We start from the raw sequence: 25,006 nt of genomic DNA, 5'->3' as shown, positions 1-25,006 counted from the left end.
CTCGTAGGATTCGGTGGTACAGCTAACATGTTCGGTAAGAACTATCTGAACCGTGTAGTGATTCTGGAATAAGATATAGGGTACCAAATTTTATTTGGGAAGAGTTGTGTCAGATTTGGCACAACTCTTTTTTTGTCTTATCAATACTTATGAAATACCAGAATCATCCTTCTAATAGTCTCCGGAAACATTGATATGGAAAGCTTTTCCATAAATATATCCTCCTTATACCCTATTGCCAAGTAAATAGTTATCAGACTAAAACTTACGCATTATATCCCCCTTTAAACAAAAAAGAGTTGTGCCCTTCCGAACACAACTCTATCATTTTATCTCAAATAAAGATCAATATACCAGCTTTACATTATCAATCCAAAGTGAATTACCAGGAGAACCAATATAAGCACCTCCATGACTGGAAGTAAATTGCAGTAATAGATGAGTAGGAACATCTTCTTCCGTTCCCCATGCCACTTCTTTAACGGGAACACTCTCTCCCTTACTGTTGATGGCATAACGCTCTTCTACTTGCAAACGCATCATATGAGGTTTATAGGCAGGATCACCTGTTATATCTCCGTACATGATTGAATAAGTAACATTGTTACGCCAGTCATCAGTTGTATTATAATAACGTACCACCATTGTACCTATACGCTTCGCAAAAATATTTCCATCCTTGTCTTCCCAACGTTTCTGCAGGAATAAATTCACTTCCGGAAAATCTTTACCGTCTACATCCGTAATACGGCTGAAACCTGTAGCGCGGATACGCTTCTCTCTATCAGACATCTTAACTTTATAGTCAAACTGAACAGCGATCGGTTTCTTTGTGAAAGGAATACCGGAATTCAACATCTTCTGTGGATTCTTCGTTCCCTTAATCGGCTCATGTACTTCACCCAAAAACATAGAACCTGCAGCCAGCACCGTAATATCTACGATTCCTAATACCTTTACACTCTCCATACGGGTATCCATACGTGCGCAATAGCCTTCATCACGTTTTTCAGGAAACACGGAGGTGTTTGTTTTAGTAATACCAGCCACACGTGCCATCACATTGGAAGTTGCCCACGGTGATCCACCCATATTCTTATAAGCCTTATTCTCACGAATAGTTGCAGTCGGCCCGATAGCATACACATTCTTCAATGCGCCACCGATAATGCCCGACTCTTTAATCTGGCGGTCTACCCACTGGTCCATATTGCCGAATGGAATCATCTCCACAGTATGCTGTTGTTGCTGTGCAGATGCCATCCCACAATATAAAAAAGCGGATAGCATACCATACATACGAATTTTCTTCTGCATCATCTCATTAGCCTTTCAATTAAAGTTCATAGTTCCACTGATCCAGTGCAAAATTCCAGTTATCCTGTACCAATTGCACAGTACGATCATCATATTTATATTTATTCTTCTTATATCCTTTCTTTCCACCTACATACTTCTCGATGTCACCGCGTGCCTCTGCAAATCCGGGAATAGACAAATCATGATAAATCTTTTCGGTCATTCCCATAGCATCAGCCTCAAAATCTTCGAATTTAACTTCAATCAGATTCCCGGCAGGGATGCACGATTTATCCGCCTCATATTTATGGTATAACTTAGCATAAATAGAAAGGATATTATTTTCCAGTTCCTCGTTACTGATGTCTTGCAACTTTAATGGCTGAATCGTATTCGTGAAGAAACTACGGGTACTCTCAAATACCGTATAAGGATTACGCATCAGATAAACAAACTTCGCATTGGGGAACATCTTAACAAGTTCCTTCACACGCCCTGTATGCGGTGGATTCTTACTCAGGAACTGCGTTCCACGTGTATTCCACAATGATATCTTAATCAACTTGACAAATACCTCTTCAAACACTTTCAGTTCTTTCTCCGTGATATCATTAAACAACAGATATTTATCTGCATATTCCTGCTGATATTTAGGAAGGAACCAGAAATTATAATAAGTATAAGGCATCATATTGGCCAGTGCAAACTCTTCCTCCTGCGGCAGGTCTACAGCAAGTTCCATATTATCCGTAGGACGCTTATCGGGCATCAGCCAACTCATATTCTTCTTAAAGAAAGGCTGTCCCCACATCATCAAATGCGGAAATACGGTCTGATAAGTAGTATTATAACCAAAATGTTTATCGCATGAAAAGACATTATGCACAAAGGTAGTTCCACTACGCCAATGGCCAAGGATGAATACCGGATCATGTTCCAAAGGTTGAGATGCCAGCCGCTTCTCATAACGTCCATTCTGTAAAGGAGCCAGAGTAGAAAGCAATCGGCACACAGCTTTAGTCAAGCGGTACTTGCCTTTGTATGCTGCATCTATCTCACGTCCTTTCGTAATAGCATTAAATGTCTTCCAATCGGCTCCAACCAATGTATTTATAGGAAGTTTATTAAATTCGAGTAAACCCATCTTATTTGCAATTTGACAATGTTCAATTTACCATTTATGATACAAATGGTAAATTATTTAATGATTTTCACTTCAATACCCTGACGCTCCAAGTCTTTCACCGCTTTCTCTATGATTTCATAGTGTTCGGGAGCAATGCCAAGCTTCGGTAAATTCAAGACAGGAAGATCTTCCGAAATATGCATGTCTTTATCCTCTACCCTATCGATAATCATACCGACAGCACTGGTATTGTTAGTTATCGGATCAATCAGAATGAAGGCTCCTGTTGCTTTATTCTTTTGATAAGGGTCAAAGAATAATTCTTTTGCCGTAGTCAGCACAACACGCGCTATCTGATTCAACTGCATGGGCAAGCTATCAGTAGTTAATTGTCCGTTCTCAACCGACAATTGTTCCATCGTATTGACATCTACCTTATACTTGATACTACTGATACGTGAACGGCTCAGATTAGTGGTTTGTTTAATAAAAAATGATTTATTAAGATCCATCGGTTCTTCATCCATCCACACCAGCATAGCCTCGAAATTACGATCGACAACCGGCAAGTTATCAGGATGTACCAGCATTTCTCCTCTTGATACATCTATTTCATCTTCCAGCGTCAAAGTCACAGACTGAGGCGGAAAAGCATAATCCAGTTCACCATCATAAGTAACAATGCTCTTAATACGTGATTTCTTACCGGAAGGCAATGCAACTACTTCATCACCTTTACGCACAATTCCTGAAGCTACTTTACCGCAGAAGCCACGAAAATCGAGGTTAGGCCGCAACACATATTGTACCGGGAAGCGGAAGTCTGACAAATTATGATCATTATCAATATGGACTGTCTCAAGGAAATCGAGCAAGGATATACCGGTATACCACGGAGTACGCTCAGACTTAACGACTACATTATCACCATCCAGGGCTGATAGCGGAATACAAGTTACATCCGGAATGTTCAACGGAGCAATAAATTCCTTATATTCCTTAACTATTTCATTGAAGCGGTCCTCTGAAAAATCTACCAGGTCCATCTTGTTAACAGCAAGCACCACATGCTTGATACCTAACAAAGAAACCAGGAAAGAGTGACGACGCGTTTGTGTAATCACCCCTGTACGGGCATCTACTAAAATAATAGCCAGATTAGCCGTGGAACCACCCGTAATCATATTACGTGTATATTGTTCATGTCCCGGAGTATCGGCAATGATAAATTTACGATTGTTGGTGGAGAAATAGCGATAAGCCACATCAATCGTAATACCCTGTTCGCGTTCTGCTTTCAGGCCATCCAGCAACAGCGCATAGTCAATATGATCGCCGGCATTTCCCATTCGTTTGCTATCGCGTTCCAATGCATCCAACTGGTCTTCGTACAATTTCTTACTATCAAACAACAAACGTCCGATCAGCGTTGATTTTCCATCATCTACCGAACCGGCAGTCAGAAAACGGAGCAAGTCTTTCTGTTCATCTTTATCCAGAAACTCCTTGATATTTAGTTTAGAGTTATTCTCCATCACTTCTATTTTTTAATTATCACCTTTATCTTCGTAAACCTAAGCATTAAAGTTCTAAAGGTCAGGTTTAAGATTCCAATCCTCAGGTTTTAATTTTTAATTCTTAATTTTTAATTCCTAAAAGTATCCCTCGCGTTTTTTCTGCTCCATGCTGGCCTCCTGATCGAAGTCGATTACACGGGTAGTACGTTCGCTCTTGGTAGTGGTCATCATCTCTTCTACAATCGTTTCAATTGTATCGGCGTTGCTTTCCACTGCACCAGTCAGAGGCCAACAGCCTAACGTACGGAAACGGACCATTTTCATTTCTATCTGATCCCGATACTTTTCAGGCAAACGATCATCATCCGCCATAATCAGATTACCATCAATCGTAACACAAGGACGTTCCTTCGCATAATACAACGGAACAATAGGAATATTTTCCAAACGGATATATTGCCAGATGTCCAGCTCAGTCCAATTGCTCAAAGGGAACACACGAATACTTTCTCCCTTATGTACCCGGGCGTTATAAATATCCCACAATTCAGGACGTTGATTTTTGGGGTCCCACTGGTGGAACTTATCACGGAAAGAGAAGATACGTTCCTTTGCACGTGACTTCTCTTCATCACGGCGTGCACCGCCAAAAGCTGCATCAAACTTATACTTGTCCAAAGCACTCAGCAGAGCTTTTGTCTTCATCAGGTCCGTATGTACTTTACTGCCATGCGTAAATGGTCCCACTCCTGCATGGAAAGCTTCCATATTGCTCTCTACAATCAGATTCCACCCATACTTCTTAGCATATTCGTCGCGGAACTGAATCATTTCTTTAAATTTCCATTTTGAATCGATATGCATCAACGGAAAAGGGACTTTGCCGGGATAAAAGGCCTTTTCAGCAAGGCGAACCATCACCGAAGAGTCTTTTCCGATACTATAAAGCATCACTGGGTTTTCAAATTCCGCAGCCACTTCACGGATAATATGAATAGACTCTGCTTCGAGCTCTTTCAGATGGCTTAATTTATATTCTTCCATTTTTATATAATCACTTTTTAATCTGTATCTTTGATAAAACAAGGTCAAGCAACTTGTTGACTGACTCTTCCAGACTGAGCACTGAAGTGTCTAAAGTCAAAGCCGGATGGGCAGGAGCCTCAAACGGAGCAGAAATACCGGTAAAATTCTGAATCTCTCCCCGGCGTGCCTTGGCATACAAGCCTTTCACGTCCCTGCGCTCACACTCGGCAAGAGGAGTGCTAACGTAGACTTCAAGAAAATTTTCCTGACCAATGATATTGGCAGCCATTTCGCGGATATCATTGTTGGGACTTATAAATGCAGCAATAGTAATAATGCCTGTATCAATAAAAAGTTTAGAGACTTCCGCTATACGACGGATATTTTCCACACGGTCGGCTTCGGTAAAGCCCAAATTATTATTAATGCCGCTACGGATATTATCTCCGTCCAGAATACGGCACAGCAAACCGCGTTTGTGCAATTCACGTTCCAAAGCAATAGCTATTGTACTCTTACCGGAACCGCTCAATCCGGTAAACCATATCATCATACTATGTTGTCCAAGGAGCTCTTCTTTATCTTGTCTCGACAACATCCGATCAAAAATCGGATATATATTATTATCTGTCATAATCTAAATTAAAAGGGCCAAATTAATGGTATCAGGAATATGGATATCAAGAATGCTATAATATTCAACGGCAAACCAATGCGCACGAAATCGGTAAACTTATAGTTTCCTATACCTTGCACGATCAGGTTTGTCTGGTATCCAATTGGTGTGGAAAAACTGGCAGATGCAGCCATGCAAATCACCACAAAGAAAGGCATGGGGCTGACGCCCATCTGCGAAGAAATGGAAAGTGCCAACGGGAAAGCCAATGCTGCAGCAGCATTATTTGTGATTAACTCAGTAAATAAGTTGGTAATGATAAACACGGCAGCCAATAAAACCTGCGGTCCGTAATGTTCAGTCAGACCAATGATATAACTTGCTACTATATCCGCCACACCAGAATTCACCATCGCTTTACTAATGGCAAAAGCACAGGCAATGGTTATCAGAATATCCCAAGAAATGTATTTGGTATATTTACGCGCCGGGAAGATTTTTGTCCATGCCATAATAATAGTAGTCACGGAAACAAAGAAGAACATATCCAACTTAATATCCGGGAATGCTTCTTTCACAACCGGTAACTCCCCTACTGTAGCTCCGGCAATCATTAATATCAGCAAAACGAGAGCAAACCAACGTTTCCCTTTTCCGGGAACCGGCTCGTTGTCTTTACCATTAGCCAACAGAACGAACACTGAGGATTCTCCCCAAGTCTGAACGAAAGAATCATCTGCCATCACCACCAGCGTATCGCCATCGCGCAGGACTTCATTATCCAAATTCTCCGTAATGCTCTGTCCGCTTCGCTTGATTTCCTTAACAGCAGCACCATAGTGACGTTTAAAATTAAACTCACCCAGTTTCTTGTTGATACCCGGAAAACGGGGACCAAGCACTGCTTCAACCCGATGCAAGCTACTATCCTCTTCCTGCTCGTCATCCAGCTTCACCGCATCCGTACGAACATCAGGCAAAAGTTTGGAAGAAAATAAAAACAAATAAATAATACCTGCAATGGCAATGAAAATACCGACTTTACCCAACTCAAACATGGTGAATCCTTCATAGCCAGCCTCTAATATCATGCCATGTACCACTAGATTGGTAGAAGTTCCAATTAGAGTACAGATACCACCCAGAATGGTCACATACGAAAGAGGTATCAGAAACTTAGTAGCCGGTAATTTTACCGATTCAGCCCAACGTTTTATAATCGGGGCAAATATGACAACAACAGGGGTGTTATTAAGAAAAGCAGAAATAAAAGAAATCGTGGGAAGCATGCGTAGCTGGGCCTTAAACACGGTAGTTTTCCCCATAGGAAGCAACTTCTTGATTACTTGTCCCAATGCTCCCGACTGACGAATACCTTCGCTAACCAAAAACAACATGGCTACGGTAATCATTCCTTTATTACTGAACCCCTCCAACATTTCTTTAGGGCTCAGAATACCTGCACATAAGAACAAGACCACAACGGAAAACAATACCATTCCTGGACGCATTTTGTCCAACACTAATGCAACAACCATGCCCAAAAGTGACAAAAGCACGAATATTATCTCAAATGTCATAGCTTCATTGTATCTTGTTAATACTTCATTCGCTTAGGCTCAACCACAAACCATGGGTTCAGCAAATCCTCTTTATTATAGCAAAGCGGTTCTTCTTTCCCCGCCTGATAAACTTCCATTCCAGCTGCACGTGCAATGGCATGTCCGGCAGCAGTATCCCACTCCATAGTAGGTGCAAAACGAGGATATACATCTGCTTTTCCTTCTGCTACAAGGCAAATTTTTATAGAACTGCCACGTGAAATTAATTCTACTTCAGCATGCTGACGTTTCATCTCTTCAATGTAGGATTCTGTTTCAGGCGTCAGATGTGAACGGGAAGCAACGATTACAAATTTATCTCTTGCAGACTCAGCAGGCAAACGGGTAGCAGATGCCATTAATTCCTCCAATGAAACATCTCCGCGTGAAGTAATGCCGGATAACTTATACGCACCGATATGTTCTTCTGCAAAATAGAGTTCCTGCTTCACCGGAAGATAAATCACCCCCATTACCGGCACTGAATGGCTCACCCATGCTATATTTACAGTAAACTCACCATTCCGTTTTATGAACTCTTTTGTTCCGTCCAACGGGTCTACAATCCATAAAGAATCCCATCCACAGCGCTCAGTATAGGGCAGATGCTTTCCTTCTTCACTCAAAACAGGGAAAGGGGTAGCATTCAAATATCTGGTAATGGTTTCATGAGCTTTACGGTCTGCAATGGTCAAAGGAGAGTTATCCGCTTTTTTTTCAATTTCAAAATCTGATGCCGGGTCATTATAGATAGAGAGAATGTCCGCACCGGCGTGCAGAGCTGCATCTATCGCGTTCAATATATATCGTTGTTCCATATATGGTATCTATACTTATATAGTGTGCAAAATTAAAAACTTTTTCATCCTCAAAAGTTTCCACCCTCAGTTTTATAACTTCTTTTAAACTACATGATATATTTATAAGCACTTTTCACAATCGATAAAACAAAAAAGGTACTTCAACTTAATATTGAAGTACCTTATCCCAAAAACAGTTTCTTTTCCGGCTATTTTTCCAGAAAACAACTAAACTTTTACCTATGCCTATTTTACATATATTACAAAGCCGCTATTGTCTTCATTTTTCAACATCAAATAAGTATTTCGCAAACCATTGATTATCAGACGCATTATAATAGCAGTAATTCAGTATACGACTGAATAGGGTTCAGTATACGACTGAAATAGGTTCAGTATACGATTGAAACAGGTTAAATATACGACTGAACTTACAAGCATTTTCTTTTGTAAATATTTACTACTTACAGATATAAATCACCTATCCACTCAATAATCATAACGAAGTGATTTATCAACGTCTGCTTTTGCCCTTATCGGCACAAACGTGAATCCCCATTCATAATTTTGATTGGCAGGTATTGTATAGCCCGGTTGCACTTTTGCTCCCCAACTATCATAACCAGCCACTCCTTGCTGTTTCATGTCAACACAAACCTCTACAAAATCCCGGGGAATAATGTCATTCACATGAGTCATCTTCCGCATCGCATTTTTAGCCTCATCCAGATCATGGTTTTCGATTTCTTCCGGAGAACGGTTCCGCCATTGATATGGACGGGATGAATCTTCCGCATCAAAGTCTTCAATCGTATTTCTCAATGCATTAAAACCAATAGTGTTCTCTGCCTGTACCAACAAACCACGTCCGCTCTTATCTGACAGGACAACCCAACGCGTATCTGTACGATGTCCGTTTTCTTGCGGACGAACATAATCCACATACATTGAGTCGGCAATAGTCTTATAGCGCCCTACCATGCTTCCGGCATTACGGTCTATATAGTTTTCTTCCGGACCACGACCGAAATACTCTACTATATTCATATCCTGCGGTATATGAAAACGTATCCCGATACGAGGTACTTCAAGGTTATCTTTCTTTTCTTTCTTTTTACCGGGAGTATAAGTAGCAAGATGAGTATCCTCCGGCACATCAGTCTTCACAGCCTCCTGGTCAGTAGCAGTAAACTTCACGGCCACATTCACCACTCCATCCGGATATATTTTATAATCGACACAATACTGATTTCCGGCAGGTAAATCATATACCACATTCAGTAGTGCATTCTTTCCCTCCATTCTCACAGCAGCATTGCTCACTTTAAAGTTATGGCTTGAAGCTTTCCAGATTTGCAGACGCTTCGGGTTACTGTTCCCGTAATCATTATCATTGGGCGCACGCCAGAAATTAGGTTGCACACCTGTCTCTTTATCAAAATATTCAAACCCATTCACTTTATAGGAAGTAACCATACCGGAAGTACGGTCAAACGCAAAATACACTTTAGGAGAAGAAACGACTAAAGTACTCCCCTCTTCTTTACAACCCAGGTCCGGTCCTGCTGCTTTATATGCAATCTTATTTGCTTCTACCGGCAACCTAAACTGTTCATAAGCAATTTCGTATCCTACCGGTATCAATGGCTCAGGCTGAGTGGTAACCACACTAAAATGTACATAGTATTCAACTCCCGCTTTTCCGCTCACATTCTTCACCGGAATTGAGAATTCTTTTTCCGCCTGAGGTGCTACATCCAAAGTCAAACTTCCTTTTTTAACAGGGATGCCATTGGCACGCAGCTCATAACGAATGGTATATTTTTTCAAATTAGTGAAATAGAAACGGTTTATAGCCCGATACTTACCGGCAGCTACATCAACAGCATCAAATGCTACATTTTGATGTACATACTTCACTTCTGCCATAGCAGGATGCGGCTTACGGTCGGGCCCCACCAGTCCATTACAGCAGAAATTACCATCGCTTGGCATATTTACTCCATAGTCTCCTCCGTATGTCCAGTATTTACGACCGTTCTCATCAGTTTCCAATATTCCCTGATCCACCCAGTCCCAGATATATCCCCCCTGAAGATTTGGGTATTTATAGATTTCTTTCCATTGATCCCACAGATTACCATTTGAATTACCCATAGCATGAGAGTATTCCGATGGAACCACAGGGCGGTCAGAACCAGTTTCTCCAATATATCGCAGCCATTCTGCACTGGGATATTGCGGTACGTACATATCCGAATTCCATTCCCACTGTGCACGCTCATAGTTTACGGGGCGGTCCATTAGTTCTTTATCCTGATCCTTCAGCCAAAGATAAGTCTGATAGAAGTTGTAGCCATTACCGGCTTCATTACCCAAAGACCAGAATGTTACAGAAGGATAATTCTTATTACGTTCATACATGTTCATTGTACGATACATGTGTGGCTTCAACCATTCCCGATTATTACCCAGTGTTCCGCCTTTACGCAAGTCATAATACATTCCGTGCGATTCTATATTGGCTTCATCGTAAACGTACAATCCATATTCATCACATAATTCATAGAAGCGGCGGTCTTGCGGATAATGGCAAAGACGAACCGTATTCAAATTATGCTGTTTCATCAACTCAAAGTCCTTACGCATCAGTTCTTCCGTTACATAATGTCCGGTGTGTTCATTATGTTCATGGATATTGACACCTTTCAGTTTCAAAGGCTGTCCGTTAATCATTAACACCACATACGGTTTCCCATTCTTAGCTATCTGGTCAATCTGTTTGATCTCGATACGGCGAAAACCGACATTGAAAGGAACGATTTCCGTCACTTTATCTTCTTCTTTCAATGAGATCAGCAATTTATAGAGATTAGGGCTCTCGGACGTCCAGGTCTTTACCCCAGATAAATTTGCACCAAATGTCACAGTCTGAATATCTTCGCCTTTCACGATACAACTCTCCGTAGCATTAGCAACCACTTTTCCGGAAGCTTTATCTATCAACTCATACAACACTTGCAAGTTTTTATCTGTAGCGGCGTTGTTACGAATATCGACAGCCAATTTAAAAATGCCATTCGTATAACTATCATCCAATGTAGAAACTACCCGGAAATCTTTCACGGCAGTTTTAGGTTGAGAGTAAAGAAATACATCACGCTCTATACCACTCAGACGCCAGAAATCCTGACATTCCAGATATGAGCCCGTACTCCAGCGAAAGATTTTCAGAACCAATGTATTTTTACCGTTCTTTATATATTTGTTTATCAAGAACTCTGCAGGATTCTTGGAATCTTCATTATATCCAACTTCCTGTCCATTCAGATAGACATAAACACCGGACTTAGCACCCGCAATATGCAAATAAATATCACGTGACATCCAATCTTGCGGTACAGTAATTTCCCGCCGGTAAATACCTACCGGTATATCTTCCGGCAATTGCGGAGGCTGTGGATTCAACGCCTTGAATTCATACCCGTGATTGGTATAGATAGGTACACCATATCCTTGCACTTCCCAGTTGCCAGGAACCTGTATATCATTCCACCCTTTCATATCTGCTACTTCCTGCGCAGCATCTACCGGCAAATTACGATGTGAATCCGAATAATAGAACTTCCATGTCCCATTCAGTAACTTATAGAAGTTACTATTCTCATATTTCCCACTCAATGCACTCTGACGGCTATCATAGGTCATAAAAGCCGTACGGGGAGGTTCTCTATTTACAGAGACAGTTTGTATGTCCTGCCAATAAGGAAGAGTGTGACTACCATTATCAACCGTGTTTGCCGTTATAGGGATATTCAACATGCACATCCCTAACAAAATCATTACACCTTTATTCATACCATTAGATTGTGTTATACAAATTACTTACAAATTTAGCCTTTTTCTTTCGCACAAAAGAACATTTTTCATTTTTTCTGCATATTCTTGTATCTCATCAAGGCTTCTAAATAGTAATAATCTGCATAGATAAGAGGAACATCTATTTCTTCACCATGAGGAATACTTCCAACGCTATGCATCAGTATAAAATTGCAATTCGTGCCAGGTTCGGCCAGATAGGCAGGAGATGAAAGAGACTTTAAGATATGTGCCGCAGCAGCACTATACTTCTTACCGTCCGTTACATAACCTGATAATTCTAAAAAAGCGGAAGCAGCAATAGCAGCAGCCGAAGCATCACGTGGTACTACCTTAAAGATTTCCGGATCATAATTCCAATCAGGCACATAGCCTTCTTGTCCTGCATTAAAATCCCAATAAGGGATGCCATCTTCCGGCAAATTCGGATGATTCAGCCAGAAATCGGCTGTATGAACTGCCATGTCGAGAAAATCTTGCCGGTGAGTTTCACGATAAGCCATTGTATAACCATAGATAGCCCATGCCTGTCCACGAGCCCAAGCCGAGTTGTCTGAAAAGCCCTGGCAAGTGGCTTGATTTAAAACTTCACCGGTTTCGGCATCATAATTCACAACGTGATAATTGCTATAATCTTCACGGAACTGGTTCTTAGCTGTCGTCTCAGCATGACGATTAGCCACTTTTGCGTAAACAGAATCTCCTGTCACTTTCGTAGCAAAGTACAGCAATTCCAGATTCATCATATTGTCGATAATGACCGGATAAAACCATTCATCCTTGCCATTCCAGGATTTCCGATAATTCCATGATTTAATACAACCTGTTTTCTCATTGAAACGAGTACACAACGAACGGGCAGATTCGACTAATACATCTTTATAAGCCTCATTTCCGGTTAAACGATATGCATTCCCGAAACTGCAATACATCAAGAAACCAATATCATGATGATTGGTCATTTTCTTCAGGGGTTCAAGCGACTCCGTCCACTTTATTGCAGCTTTTTTCCAATCTTCTTTGTTGGTATATTCATATACATACCACAGACAACCGGGATAAAAACCTTCCGTCCAGTCATTTTTACGAGTTACCTTCAGTTTCCCGTCTTTACCTATCGTACGAGGATATTCGGTAGCTTCAGGCACAGCCTTCAACTGATTGTACAGTTGTTGTTCCGCCCTGGTAAAACCTTGTTCTACGATGCTCGTATCTTCTCCTCCACTACATGCTATCAACACTAATACCGATATGCACAAAACGTAAAATACTTTCATTCTATATATTTTATATATTCAATTAATGATTTCATATTAATCAATCTATAAAATCCAATCAAATAAGAATTTATATAAGAAAGGCCAATACCTGTATTACAGAACCGGCATGACCTTTCTTATATGAACTTTATTATTCCCAGCCAGGATTCTGTTTCAGATTACTATTTTTAAAGAGCTCCGTATTTGATATCGGATAGAAATACAATTTATCACTTATCTTTCTGGACTCCAACGTAAACTTCTTATAACTTACCTCATCATTGCTCTTTGTTATTTTCACTCCATAAACATCTTTGGATTCAGCCAATTCTTTCCAACGACGGAGATCCCAAAAACGATGTCCTTCAAAGGCGAGTTCTACTCTACGCTCATGTTTCACGCGTTTCAGGAACTCATCAGAAGATAGAATATCTGATAATGCCGGCATATTCACACCCGTTCTGCCACGAACCGCATTCACTGCTGCCAAGGCAGTCATACCACATTTATCCGTAGTATAGTTAATATCACCATAAGCGTTCACCATGGCCTCTGCATAGTTCAACAGAACTTCAGCATAGCGAAATAACACCCAGTTGTGATGAGTTGCAGCAGAGGAAGAACCAGCTTCAAAACTGATGCTGTTATTTACATACTTACGCAGATAATAACCGGTGGAAGTAGCATTCGTTAAAGGCAAACCATTGGCACCGCCTTCATGAATTTCCACTGCATTCTTAGCCGGCCATGTCATGCCATTATGCACAATCGTCAAATAGAAACGGGGATCTCTGCCTGTATAAGGATTCTGACTCATTGCTTCATTATTCCAGTCAAACTCCTCACCTGTTGCCATTTCAAATGCACTTGCCAGATTTTCCGTCGGGCAGGTAGTTGTTTTACCACCTGTTACACCCATAGGAAAGTTGGCTGCTTCAAAACTGGTACTTGTTCCTGTAGGACGTACCAAGATCACTTCATTACTTGCCGTATTAGTAGCACCAAACAGATTTGAGAAACTGGCATCCAGCTTATAACCTAATGCAGAACTCTGCCCAATAATTTCATAAGCAGCTTCTGCAGCAGTCACCCACTTACTTTTATTATTGCCGGAATTAAATAACGGACTGGCAGCATACAAAGCGGCACGTGCCTTTAATGCCAAAGCCGCACCTCGTGTTGCACGTCCATACTCGCTACCAGGCATTTTGGTATAATCTACAGGTAGAAGTGTAGACAGTTCCGTGCATTCCGAAATAATAAAATTGAAGATCTGTTCTGCCGAAGCAGGTTCTGCCGCATTGGCTTCAGCCTGAGTGACAACCTTAGTTATCAGAGGTACATTTTGATAACGTCTGACCAATTCAAAGTAGAAATAGGCACGCAGAAAGCGAACTTCATATTCAAAGTTAGGATAAGTGATCATCCAGTTATCATAATCGTTGGTATTTTCCCATGTTTCAAATTTCAACCCCGTCAGGTTTTCCAAATAGAAGTTGGCGTCATGGATACCATTATAATAATTGGCAAATTGATCATCAACCGTATAATTAGGCGACCAGGTACCATTCACAAAACGCTTTATATTAGATGATTCATAAATATGAACCGCATCATCTGTGGCAGCATCCAGCATGGCACCATCGATATTACAAAAGTTCGAAGGCAGATAGCCATAAACATCTGTTACAAATTGCTTAACGCGATTATAGCTTCCCTGAATTTCTTTCAAAGAGTAGTAATCCGATTCATTGCAATCCATAAAATCACAGGATGCCAACAAACTGACAGAGATAAATATCGCAAATAATTTCTTTAGTTTCATAACATTCATTTTTTTAGAAAGATAGATTAAATCCGAATGCATATTGAGTCATAGTAGGATGCTCTGTACCGATGGATTCCGGGTCACGAAGATCAATTCCATCCAGACAGAATAAGTCATGTCCACGAGCAAAAACTTTCACACCAGCCAGGAAACCAGTCTTCTTCAACAACTTCGTCGGGAAGTTATAGTACAGCTCCAAAGTTCTCAACTTCAAAAAAGAAGCATCGGACACCCACATAGAGTTAGTATTGTAATTATTATCCGATCCGGAATAAGTCAGGCGAGGCAAAGTTCCGTTAGGATTCGATTCGCTCCAACGGTTTTCCCAATAATAAGTAGAGATTGTATTGTTGTTGACAATCGGGCGGTAAACACTTGCCGTATTCAATACTTTACTATAATTACCTACACCTTGAAACAGTGCATAAACTCCAAAACCTTTGTACTCCAATCCTAAATCAAATGAATAATAGATTTCAGGACAAGTTGCATTATAGCCTAAAGGTACCTGGTCATAGGCATCGATTTTATTGTCACCGTTTTGATCCTTAAACATCAGATCGCCCGGACGTACATCACCTAACAATTGCTCCACACCGCGATTGTCTATTTCATCCTGAGATTTATAGATCCCTATCACTTCATAACCGAAAATTTGGTTCATAGAACTTCCTGTGCGTTTGAGATAATCATACGGGCGATACTCTTCATTCTGATTTTTAATTTTATTGCGGGTAAAGGTGAACTGTCCACCCAGATGATATTTAAAGTTACCGATATTATCATCCCACGCCAAAGAAGCTTCAATACCTTTATTGTCGACAACACCATTGTTGATCTGAGGCACAGACATACCGAATATCTGGGAAACAGAACCACCACTACTCACCAGAATATCTGTACGGTGATCGTAGAATGCATCCAAGGTCATCGTCAACTTATTCCAAGCTCTAAAGTCGATACCTACATTCAGTTTATGGGATTTCTCATAAGTCAGCCCATCAATTCCCAACTGAGTAAATTTCATGCCGGATGAGGAAGAAGGCACATTAGTGGCATTCTGGAAATAGTAAGAATTTCCACTGCCATAAATATTCTGGAACAGATTTACACCATAATCGGCACGACCGGAAATACCATAAGAAGCTCTGACCTTTAAAAGATTCAGCCAATCTCTCTTCATAAAATTCTCCTCAGACAAAATCCAACCTGCACCTATCGCAGGGAAAATTCCCCAACGATCATCCGGATCAAGTATACTGGAAGCAGAACCTGATAATGAGAAATCAACCAGATAACGGTTATTATAAGTATAGTGTGCACTACCCACTATATCCATAAATGCACGTCCGGAGTTCTGACTTTTTGTTTTTGCCTTATCCATGGAGTACAGCAAAGTTGCATTTAAACTATGTTTATTCCATTGTTTGATATAATTGGTATAAAACTCCAGATTAAAATGAGTGGCAACCGAACCTACACTCTTCGAGAAACCCAAAGTTCCTTCATTACGAAGAGTTGTATAGATATTCTCACCGGTTGCAAAATCAACAGATGCAGACTCATAACCAAATTCTTTAGTATTATTGTCCCAATATGAAGCGGTATTATCTATACCTACCTTAAAACCTGCCGACCAACCGGGAAGTATAGCAGACAAATCCTGCTTCATGTTCACATCCGCATACATGGCACGCGTTTGAGAACGCGCATACCCTCTACCGGAAATAAGGGCGACCGGATTATTGGAATAATTAGTTGTACCACCCCATATTCCCCTGTCTGTCTTTACAGGGAATGCACCTGAAGGTACCTGGAATAAGGCATTGAAGATATTACCCGTGCTCTCGCCCGGACGATTATGTTCCGTGAAATTACCCAATAAATTTAACTGTACAGTAGTCGTTGGACTTACCGTGATATCCAGATTTGTACGGACGTTCAGTCTTGAATATTTCAACTGTGTAGAATAACCATCGTTATCTGATGTCGGTTTCAATAGACCTCTATTATCCAGGAAGTTCAGCATCGTATAGTAACGTACAAACTGACTTCCTCCTTGTGCTGTGAAATTCACATTATCACCGTAACTCATATCTCTCAAAGATTCATCCAACCAATCCACATTCGGATAAACACCCGGATAAGTCTGATTCTTGAATGCATCCAGTTCTGTATTCGAATAGCGGGGAGCCAAGCCATCATTCTCCATCGCCTCATTCAATGCCATGGCATATGTATACCCGTCAGCAAATTTAGGCAAGCGCTTAGGAGAAGCCATATTAAATTCATAAGAGAAAGTGATCTTAGGTGCACCTACCGATCCTCGTTTTGTTTTCACAAGAATAACACCGTTTGCGCCCCTTATGCCATACAAACTGGTAGCCACAGCATCCTTTAAAACGCTGACTGATTCTATTTCTTCAGAACTCAATTCGTCAATCGAACGTTCAAAACCATCCACCAGCACCAACGGACTATTGGAATTCAAAGAACTATTTCCACGTATATACAGCGTTGCGCCATTCTCCCAAACCGTACCGGCATTTTGCAAAACCTGCAATCCGGGAAGCGTACCAAATAACTGGTTAGATGGTTTTATGCTGTTCTTATGTGAGAGATTCGTTGTAACAGAAACTGCACCGGTCATCTCTCTTGCATCCATGGTAATAGTACGTCCCATTTCTACCACCTCATTATTCTGACGGACTGTCAGTGTGTCTTCCTGAGCCATTACGCCAAGTGAACACAGTACGCCAGCCAAAAATATATTGATCTTTTTATTCATAATATTTTTCATTTCTAAGTTCCAGAAACATTATTCCCAACCCGGATTCTGTATCAATCCGTATCCCTTATTCACCTCGTCCTGCGGGAAGGCACTAAAGTACCAGATAGAAGAGAATCCACCGGCATTCCACCAGGCACGGTTTCTATCTGTTTCAGCCAGAGAGAAAGGTTCGCAAATATACGTACCATCCCCTTTATTCTTATATACATTCAGCCCATGTAAAGGTGTCTTGAACTTATCTTCCATTTTCCAACGGATGAGGTCGAAGAAACGTACTTCTTCGTAACCAAACTCACAAGCACGCTCACGAAGAACAGCTTCACGGAATTGCTCTTGCGTCATTCCTGTTTTCAAGCCACCCAAGCCTACACGTGCACGTACTTCATTTACGCATTGATATGCCTGGCTGTTAGGACCGCCATTATATTCATTCAAAGCTTCTGCATAACTCAGATAAAGTTCTGCAATACGCAGATGTGGCCACTGGATAACATGTCCGCTAAGTTCATTACCACGATCCAATCCCCATTTACGGCAAGCCAATCCGGTTTTCAGACTTAAACTATGCATGGCTCCTTGTCCCCAGTCTTTCCCTTTCGGATAATTGGTTTTATCACTGGGATACTCCTGAGTTAATTCAACTGTTCTTCCCTGATAAATATCGCCATCCAATATAAAGGTTTCGTTTAAACGAGGGTCACGGTTCACGAATGGGTTTGCAGTATGTTCAGGATTGTTCCAGTCAAAATCTGAGCCATCAGCCATCGGGAACATATCGAAGTATTCTTTAGTGGGGCAATAGCCTCCCCAACGGATGGCATTCCACAACACTAACTGTCCGGCACTTAAACTTGCCGAATAGATATTCCGATGTACAGAAATCAGTGTTTCGGTAGTCCCACGGTCAAAGTAAGCTTTGCGGAAAGCATAACGATATTCACCAGGTGAAACATCATTTTTTTGTACCAAACGATAAAAGCCATTCTGGCCGAGGGCATTAAAGAAAGCCTCACAAGCATCTACAGCCTTTTTCCACCGTTCGCGGTCGTAATTACCAAACCAGGTCATGTGCTGTTCCGAAGCCTCCCCGGCAGCATAAGGCTGATCGCTGTTTAGCAATGGGCTTGCCACAAACAATAAGACTCTCGCTTTCAATCCGTAAGCGCCAGCTTTGGTCAAACGACCGTCCCACTGTGCCATATCTTCATCCGAAATTCTCCATGGAAAGTCCTGACAAGCTATGACATCATTCAGAAGTCCTATGATAAAATCAACCGTTTCCTGCAGGGTTGCACGTTTAGGCATTTCGTCATCGGCTGCAATCACCTTATCTACAATGGGGAGTCCACCATAATGGCGCAACATGTGTGCATAATAGATAGCAACAAGCATTTTGGCTTCTGCTTTCAGACGCTCTTTCTCAGTTTGGGTCATATCAGGCACACGGTCTACATTATTATAAAGTATCCATGCATGGCGAATTGCCGACCACATGTGAGTCTCGCTTTCATTAAAACGAATCTTAGTAGTCATGTAAGTTGCTCTGGGGGCATTCTCGACAGAGGAATTATAACTACCAGAATAATAAACACGCTGAACACCGGAGTATCCTACATTATCGCAATTCAAGTCGGTGAGTCCTTCAATAGTTCCCAACCACATGGTAGTATAATAGCCACTGGTTTCCAAACCATAAGGCAAATATTGATAGCTATACGACAATACGCGACGAGCATACTCTGCCGTAGAAAATACGGTGTCAATCGTAACATCCGTACTGGGCGGCTTCTGCAGGAATTTATCCCCGAAAGCCAAATCCTCACACGCCATTGTCACAAATAGACCTAAGGCCAATAATATAACGTGAAAATGCTTTCTTATATTTTTCATAATAACTGTTTATTAAAATCCTATTTTTAAACCAAAATTCACGACTTTAATCAACGGATAGGCGCGTCCATCCGGATTAGATTCAGGGTCACAGAAGTCCAGATCACTAAATGTCAACAGATTATATCCGGAGAGAGAGAGGCGCAAAGAACTGATACGGAATTTCTGTAACATAGCTTTGGGGAAAGAATAACCTACCTCAATGTTCTTCAGACGAATATAGGAAGCATCACGCAACCATAAATCCGAGTCTTTATAGTTATTGGTTTTACTACCACTCAAAGAAATGGCAGGCGCTTTTGCACTATTCCCTTTTTCAGCTGTCCAAGCATCATCAATCATATATTGAAGAAGTGAATTTGTGCCCGTTTCTCCAAATGGAGTACGATAGATACGACTTACAAGACGGGAAGTCTGGAATGCACCTGCCCACGTCATACTCAGGTCAAAGCCTTTCCAGGAAAAGCCTAACTGCATATTACCATTTAGAAGTGGATAGGTAGGATAACCAATAGCCGATATATCATTTGCATCAATCTTACCGTCCTTGTTCAGGTCTTTATACTTCACATCTCCGGCTATGGGTGAGAAACCGGAACCATGATCGGGAATGCCATTTTCTTTTCCTTTCAAAGATTCATAATTAGCAGCATCCTCTTCCGTAAAGAAGCCGTCATTTACATAGCCGAATTGTTGCCCAACCGGACGTCCGGTTTCACACATCCATTCATAAGGCTGGGGAATTTCATCTTTGAAAATAACTTTATTCTTGGCATAGGACCAACTGGTACCGATGTAATAACTAAAATCCCTGATTGCATCTTCCCAACGTGCAGTTACCTCAAAACCTTTATTGTCCACTTTACCCATATTTACAATAGGTAGAGAAATTGCCAGATAACCAGGGTTTACCTGACGGGAAATTAAAATGTCTTTACGATGCTCGATGAAGTAATCGAAAGAAGTTTTCAGATGGCTATCGAAGAAATGCAAATCAACACCATAATTCTGTTTTGCAGCAGTCTCCCAAGTTACATCCGGATTTCCAACCTTCGACTCTTTGGCACCCGGAAGAAAATTATTGGTAGTAGAACCGAAACTATAAATGCCTGTAGTATTATTACCTCCCGCTGTACTGATGATATAACTATCGGGCAAATAAAGGAAACGTGATCCATCAGAAACGATATCATTACCTACAATACCATAAGATGCACGTAGTTTCAAGTAACTGACATAAGGTTTCAGTGGCTCCATAAACTTCTCTTCAGAGATAATCCAACCGACTGAACCGGCAGGGAATGTACCGAAACGCTTCCCTTCTGCAAAGTTCTCCGAACCATTATAACCAATACTAAGGTCTAATAGATAACGAGTTTTGTAATCATAAGTGGCACGTCCCACAAAGCCTACGTAACTACGGGGAATACCTGTATTTTTGCTGGGATAATATTTCATTGTTTGATTGTACATAGCCAGAGCAGAGACATGATGTAATCCAAAATCTCTTTGGAAATTCAAAGCTGCTTCAAGATACCAGTCACGGGACTGTCCGGCCTCCTGTGTCCAACCCATAGTCTGTGCTTCTTGTATCTTTCTTATCAAAGTCTCGCCACTTTCTGTAAGGTAGGCCTCATATTGGTCGGCTTTTCCTTCACGGCGTCGTTTATCAGTCACACCACTATTATAAGCTCCTTTAATATGTGCTTTTAAGCCTTTTGTGAGAACATCAAGTTTCTGTTCCAGAGAAAAGTCGAAGTTAATCACATTTCCGCCTGTAGTGGTGTACCCTTTACCGTAATATGTATTCAGTCCATCATTAATAACACCGAAATTGCCAAATACCGATTTATTGACGGAAATCCATTTACCATCCACAATTCCAGCTCCCGAAAAAGGTACGGCACTGTAAATGTTGTCATACAAATAAGAGATATCAGTATAAGTACCGTTGTTATAGTTAGGCTCCGTCTTGTCAGTAAGACGTCCTCCCAGATTGATCTTCATAGAGGTGGTTTTCGTCACATCTATATCCATATTGATACGATAGTTATAGCGGTTATAGCTAAAACCACGATCATTTTCATGGAAAGTCTCAAAAAGTCCCTTTTGGGTAAATACACCTAAGGAAGCAAAATAACGTACCCGGTCGGAACCACCGGAAATTGTCATATTATGTTGTGTCTGCAGTGCGGAATTTTTAATCAGTAAATCCGTCCAGTCCGTATCGGCATAAAGAATCGGGTTACTATGTGTACGGAAACCTTCCAGCATTGCATCTGTAAATATCAGTTTGTCTTCAGCAACACCGTCACGCAGTTGGGCAGCATTATATGTCATTGCATAGTCGTAACTGTTAGCAAACTCCGGAATATTGGTAGGCATCTGAAGACCGGCACTGGTGGAGAAAGTTATTTTAGCTTTACCGGATTGTCCGCGCTTCGTTGTCACCAGGATAACGCCATTGGCACCACGCACACCAAACACGGCTGTAGCAGAAGCATCTTTCAATACGGTAATATCTTCCACTTCATTGGGGTCTAATTGGGTGAACGAACGTTCCACTCCATCGACCAGACATAATGGAGCGGACAAACCGGTAGACAAGGAACCTACACCACGCACATACAGCGTTGCATCATCAGCTCCCGGCTGACCGCTACTCTGTACACTGGATAATCCGGGAACCTTACCACTCAATGCATTGGCAATACTTCCTACCGGAGATTTCATAATTTCATCTGATTTCACTGAGGATAAAGCACCGGTAACGGTTACTTTCTTCGTAGTACCATAGGCAATAACCTGTACTTCCTCTAACAGCGTAGCACTTTCAGCCATTGAAATCTTCAGCTTGCTCTCACCTTTATAGACAATTTCCTTGTCTTCGTACCCCACAAAGGACACCACAATGGTAGCACCAATCGGAACACTTAAGGTAAACTTACCATCTAAATCCGTAATCTTACCATTCTGGGTACCTTTCACCCTGACAGTAGCACCAATAATCGGGCCTTGGTCATCAAAGACCTCTCCCGTTACTACTCTTTCCTTGTCTTGTTGTGTTACAGCCACAGCTTCGGAACGTTTTTCGTCTCCTAAGCTCTTGCCGGGACATATGGCCAAGAAAGCAAAAATAAAAATCCACAATTTGTTTTTCATAAAAAAGTGATTTTACATAACATTATTAAATAAGGAATAACCATGGTCAATATTTTAGTATCGCATATACACTTACTAAAACAGTGCAAATGAATGGAATCTACAAGACAAGCACCTGACCATTGAGTCATATAGAGTGGCACAAATTGTTTTGCAGACAAAATGTGCCCCATTTCGGACAGATTTCACCCATAGCAACCTAACCGAGGATTCTTAAAAGACCGGTACGAATTAAAATAAACACATAGCGAAAAAGTAAATTTGGGCAGAGCGTAGCGAATTAGCTGATAGAGCGTTCGTTACGCTTTGTTTTTCTATGGGACAGAGCCAACGAAATACCACCTCGAAGCCAAACGGTGCAGAAGTTCAGTTACCACCTCGTTACTCCCGTAACGGGTGCAGATTTCTTGCTAAACGGTTCTGTTTCTGCGTTTTGCATCGATTTACATAGCTGTCGGTAACTCACTAATAACTAATTTTGTAACCAAAAAAGGAGTGAGTTATGCGTAGTACATTCAAGGTATTATTTTACGTGAAGAAAGGCAGCGAGAAGCCGAACGGCAACCTGCCTCTGATGTGCCGTATCACGGTGGACGGCGAGATTAAACAGTTCAGTTGCAAAATGGATGTTCCCCCACGGTTGTGGGACGTGAAGAACAGCCGTGCTTCGGGCAAGAGCGTCGAAGCACAGAGAATCAACCTTGCGGTAGATAAAATCCGTGTGGAGGTAAACCGCCGCTATCAAGAACTGATGCAGACGGACGGTTATGTAACCGCCGCCAAACTCAAAGACGCCTATCTCGGTATCGGCGTCAAGCAGGAAACTTTGCTGAAGCTGTTTGAGCAGCACAACGCCGAGTTTGAGAAGAAAGTCGGACACAGCAGGGCGCAAGGTACATTTACCCGTTACCGGACGGTCTGTAACCATATTCGGGAGTTCCTGCCCCACAGCTACAAGCGTGAGGATATTCCGTTAAAGGAACTCAACCTCACATTCATCAACGATTTCGAGTATTTTTTGCGCACGGAGAAGAAATGCCGTACCAATACCGTGTGGGGCTACATGATTGTGTTGAAACACATCGTTTCCATTGCGAGGAACGACGGACGTTTGCCCTTTAATCCCTTTGCCGGATATATCAACTCTCCCGAAAGCGTGGACAGGGGCTACCTCACCCGAACGGAGATACAGACGCTCATGGACGCACCGATGAAGAACGCCACCCACGAGCTTGTACGGGACTTGTTCGTCTTTTCCGTGTTCACGGGTCTGGCGTATTCGGACGTGAAGAACCTCACCGCCGACCGCCTGCAAACCTTCTTCGACGGCAATCTTTGGATAATCACCCGAAGAAAGAAAACCAACACCGAATCGAACATCCGCCTTTTGGATGTTCCCAAGCGTATCATCGAGAAGTACAAGGGACTGGCTCGGGACGGTCATGTTTTCCCCGTTCCGAGTAACGGAAGCTGCAACAAGATACTCAAAGAGATAGGCAGGCAATGTGGCTTCAAGGTACGTTTGACCTATCATGTCGCAAGACACACGAACGCCACGACCGTGCTTTTGTCGCACGGCGTACCCATCGAAACCGTAAGCCGCCTTTTGGGACACACGAACATAAAAACCACCCAAATTTACGCCAAAATCACCGCCCAGAAGATAAGCCAAGACATGGAAACCTTGTCGCACAAGTTGGAGGACATGGAGAAGAATATCTGCCGAGCCATCTAATTAAAAGCAGAATACCGATGAAAGAAGAAAGGAACATTATCACGATGGACGAGCGGGGCAATATCTCCCTGCCGAGCGATATAGGTGCAACCGCCATGACCGAGTGGGAAATCTGCGAACTGTTCGGGGTTATCGCCCCGACGGTTCGGGCAGGGATAAAGGCACTCTGCAAAAGCGGAGTTTTGAGTATATATGACATAAAGCGCATTATCCGCATATCGGACAGATACAGCGCGGAGGTTTACAACCTCGAAACGATAGCCGCCCTCGCTTTCCGTGTCGAATCGTTCGGGGCGGCGAAAGTCCGCAAGGCATTGCTGGAAAGGATTATGCACGTGCGAAAAGAAAAAACGACGGTGTTCGTGTCGGTTGTTTCGGACGGCAAGCCCAACAGCCGTTGGAAAGCGTGATGATATACCAACATAGCAACATGCAAACGTACCAGCATGCCAACATGCCAACATGCAAACCTATCAC

15 protein-coding genes are annotated in these 25,006 nt (G+C 41.9%); 2 read left to right on the top strand and 13 right to left on the bottom strand.

Annotated features, from left to right (window positions below; translation table 11 throughout):
• Nucleotides 1-345: 345 nt before the first annotated feature.
• The 13 genes from DWW10_RS11540 to DWW10_RS11480 form a co-directional block, all read right to left on the bottom strand.
• Nucleotides 346-1,320 carry a PCMD domain-containing protein gene (locus DWW10_RS11540; protein WP_118421291.1) on the bottom strand — a complete coding sequence of 325 codons (975 nt, stop codon included), beginning with the start codon at nucleotides 1,318-1,320 and terminating at the stop codon, nucleotides 346-348.
• A 16-nt stretch (nucleotides 1,321-1,336) separates the two neighbouring features.
• Complete coding sequence (locus DWW10_RS11535; protein WP_022392496.1) at nucleotides 1,337-2,443, bottom strand: sulfotransferase family protein; 1,107 nt, start codon at nucleotides 2,441-2,443, stop codon at nucleotides 1,337-1,339.
• Nucleotides 2,444-2,496: 53 nt separating this feature from the next.
• Nucleotides 2,497-3,960 carry a sulfate adenylyltransferase subunit CysN gene (gene cysN / locus DWW10_RS11530; RefSeq protein ID WP_022392497.1) on the bottom strand — a complete coding sequence of 488 codons (1,464 nt, stop codon included), beginning with the start codon at nucleotides 3,958-3,960 and terminating at the stop codon, nucleotides 2,497-2,499.
• Nucleotides 3,961-4,077: 117 nt separating this feature from the next.
• On the bottom strand, nucleotides 4,078-4,986 hold the full coding sequence (gene cysD / locus DWW10_RS11525; RefSeq protein ID WP_007663801.1) for a sulfate adenylyltransferase subunit CysD: 909 nt from the start codon (nucleotides 4,984-4,986) through the stop codon (nucleotides 4,078-4,080).
• A 10-nt stretch (nucleotides 4,987-4,996) separates the two neighbouring features.
• On the bottom strand, nucleotides 4,997-5,602 hold the full coding sequence (cysC, locus tag DWW10_RS11520; protein WP_022392498.1) for an adenylyl-sulfate kinase: 606 nt from the start codon (nucleotides 5,600-5,602) through the stop codon (nucleotides 4,997-4,999).
• Between the two features lie 8 nt (nucleotides 5,603-5,610).
• Complete coding sequence (locus DWW10_RS11515) at nucleotides 5,611-7,164, bottom strand: SLC13 family permease (protein WP_022392499.1); 1,554 nt, start codon at nucleotides 7,162-7,164, stop codon at nucleotides 5,611-5,613.
• Nucleotides 7,165-7,181: 17 nt separating this feature from the next.
• Nucleotides 7,182-8,003, bottom strand: a complete 822-nt coding sequence (gene cysQ, locus DWW10_RS11510; RefSeq protein ID WP_022392500.1) for a 3'(2'),5'-bisphosphate nucleotidase CysQ — start codon at nucleotides 8,001-8,003, stop codon at nucleotides 7,182-7,184.
• A 471-nt stretch (nucleotides 8,004-8,474) separates the two neighbouring features.
• Entirely contained in the window at nucleotides 8,475-11,843 is a 3,369-nt protein-coding gene (locus DWW10_RS11505) for a glycoside hydrolase family 2 TIM barrel-domain containing protein (protein WP_118421292.1), read from the bottom strand.
• Nucleotides 11,844-11,911: 68 nt separating this feature from the next.
• Nucleotides 11,912-13,141 carry a glycoside hydrolase family 88 protein gene (locus DWW10_RS11500; RefSeq protein ID WP_022392502.1) on the bottom strand — a complete coding sequence of 410 codons (1,230 nt, stop codon included), beginning with the start codon at nucleotides 13,139-13,141 and terminating at the stop codon, nucleotides 11,912-11,914.
• A gap of 133 nt (nucleotides 13,142-13,274) precedes the next feature.
• Entirely contained in the window at nucleotides 13,275-14,948 is a 1,674-nt protein-coding gene (locus tag DWW10_RS11495) for a RagB/SusD family nutrient uptake outer membrane protein (protein WP_022392503.1), read from the bottom strand.
• A 13-nt stretch (nucleotides 14,949-14,961) separates the two neighbouring features.
• On the bottom strand, nucleotides 14,962-17,739 hold the full coding sequence (locus DWW10_RS11490) for a SusC/RagA family TonB-linked outer membrane protein (RefSeq protein WP_118421294.1): 2,778 nt from the start codon (nucleotides 17,737-17,739) through the stop codon (nucleotides 14,962-14,964).
• Nucleotides 17,740-17,769: 30 nt separating this feature from the next.
• Complete coding sequence (locus DWW10_RS11485; RefSeq protein ID WP_022392505.1) at nucleotides 17,770-19,632, bottom strand: RagB/SusD family nutrient uptake outer membrane protein; 1,863 nt, start codon at nucleotides 19,630-19,632, stop codon at nucleotides 17,770-17,772.
• A 12-nt stretch (nucleotides 19,633-19,644) separates the two neighbouring features.
• Entirely contained in the window at nucleotides 19,645-22,794 is a 3,150-nt protein-coding gene (locus DWW10_RS11480; RefSeq protein WP_022392506.1) for a SusC/RagA family TonB-linked outer membrane protein, read from the bottom strand.
• A gap of 502 nt (nucleotides 22,795-23,296) precedes the next feature.
• On the opposite strand from DWW10_RS11480, the gene DWW10_RS11475 reads away from it, so the two are divergent.
• Together DWW10_RS11475 and DWW10_RS11470 are read left to right on the top strand one after the other, a co-directional pair.
• Complete coding sequence (locus tag DWW10_RS11475) at nucleotides 23,297-24,529, top strand: site-specific integrase (RefSeq protein ID WP_054856192.1); 1,233 nt, start codon at nucleotides 23,297-23,299, stop codon at nucleotides 24,527-24,529.
• A 17-nt stretch (nucleotides 24,530-24,546) separates the two neighbouring features.
• Nucleotides 24,547-24,939 (top strand): hypothetical protein, encoded by a 393-nt coding sequence (locus DWW10_RS11470; RefSeq protein WP_039848164.1) that lies wholly within the window; start codon nucleotides 24,547-24,549, stop codon nucleotides 24,937-24,939.
• The last annotated feature ends 67 nt before the right edge of the window (nucleotides 24,940-25,006 follow it).

It is taken from the genome of Bacteroides intestinalis (genome assembly GCF_003464595.1).
GTDB classification, from domain to species: Bacteria; Bacteroidota; Bacteroidia; order Bacteroidales; family Bacteroidaceae; genus Bacteroides; species Bacteroides intestinalis_A.
The sequence above is the reverse complement of the archived record's forward strand: the minus strand, read 5'-3'. Positions and strand labels throughout refer to the sequence as shown.

Excerpts from the sequence above, each read along its gene's own strand:
- DWW10_RS11540 (WP_118421291.1), bottom strand. The coding sequence starts at position 1,320 with ATGATGCAGAAGAAAATTCGTATGTATGGTATGCTATCCGCTTTTTTA.
- DWW10_RS11535 (WP_022392496.1), bottom strand. The coding sequence starts at position 2,443 with ATGGGTTTACTCGAATTTAATAAACTTCCTATAAATACATTGGTTGGA.
- cysN (WP_022392497.1), bottom strand. The coding sequence starts at position 3,960 with ATGGAGAATAACTCTAAACTAAATATCAAGGAGTTTCTGGATAAAGAT.
- cysD (WP_007663801.1), bottom strand. The coding sequence starts at position 4,986 with ATGGAAGAATATAAATTAAGCCATCTGAAAGAGCTCGAAGCAGAGTCT.
- cysC (WP_022392498.1), bottom strand. The coding sequence starts at position 5,602 with ATGACAGATAATAATATATATCCGATTTTTGATCGGATGTTGTCGAGA.
- DWW10_RS11515 (WP_022392499.1), bottom strand. The coding sequence starts at position 7,164 with ATGACATTTGAGATAATATTCGTGCTTTTGTCACTTTTGGGCATGGTT.
- cysQ (WP_022392500.1), bottom strand. The coding sequence starts at position 8,003 with ATGGAACAACGATATATATTGAACGCGATAGATGCAGCTCTGCACGCC.
- DWW10_RS11505 (WP_118421292.1), bottom strand. The coding sequence starts at position 11,843 with ATGAATAAAGGTGTAATGATTTTGTTAGGGATGTGCATGTTGAATATC.
- DWW10_RS11500 (WP_022392502.1), bottom strand. The coding sequence starts at position 13,141 with ATGAAAGTATTTTACGTTTTGTGCATATCGGTATTAGTGTTGATAGCA.
- DWW10_RS11495 (WP_022392503.1), bottom strand. The coding sequence starts at position 14,948 with ATGAAACTAAAGAAATTATTTGCGATATTTATCTCTGTCAGTTTGTTG.
- DWW10_RS11490 (WP_118421294.1), bottom strand. The coding sequence starts at position 17,739 with ATGAATAAAAAGATCAATATATTTTTGGCTGGCGTACTGTGTTCACTT.
- DWW10_RS11485 (WP_022392505.1), bottom strand. The coding sequence starts at position 19,632 with ATGAAAAATATAAGAAAGCATTTTCACGTTATATTATTGGCCTTAGGT.
- DWW10_RS11480 (WP_022392506.1), bottom strand. The coding sequence starts at position 22,794 with ATGAAAAACAAATTGTGGATTTTTATTTTTGCTTTCTTGGCCATATGT.
- DWW10_RS11475 (WP_054856192.1), top strand. The coding sequence starts at position 23,297 with ATGCGTAGTACATTCAAGGTATTATTTTACGTGAAGAAAGGCAGCGAG.
- DWW10_RS11470 (WP_039848164.1), top strand. The coding sequence starts at position 24,547 with ATGAAAGAAGAAAGGAACATTATCACGATGGACGAGCGGGGCAATATC.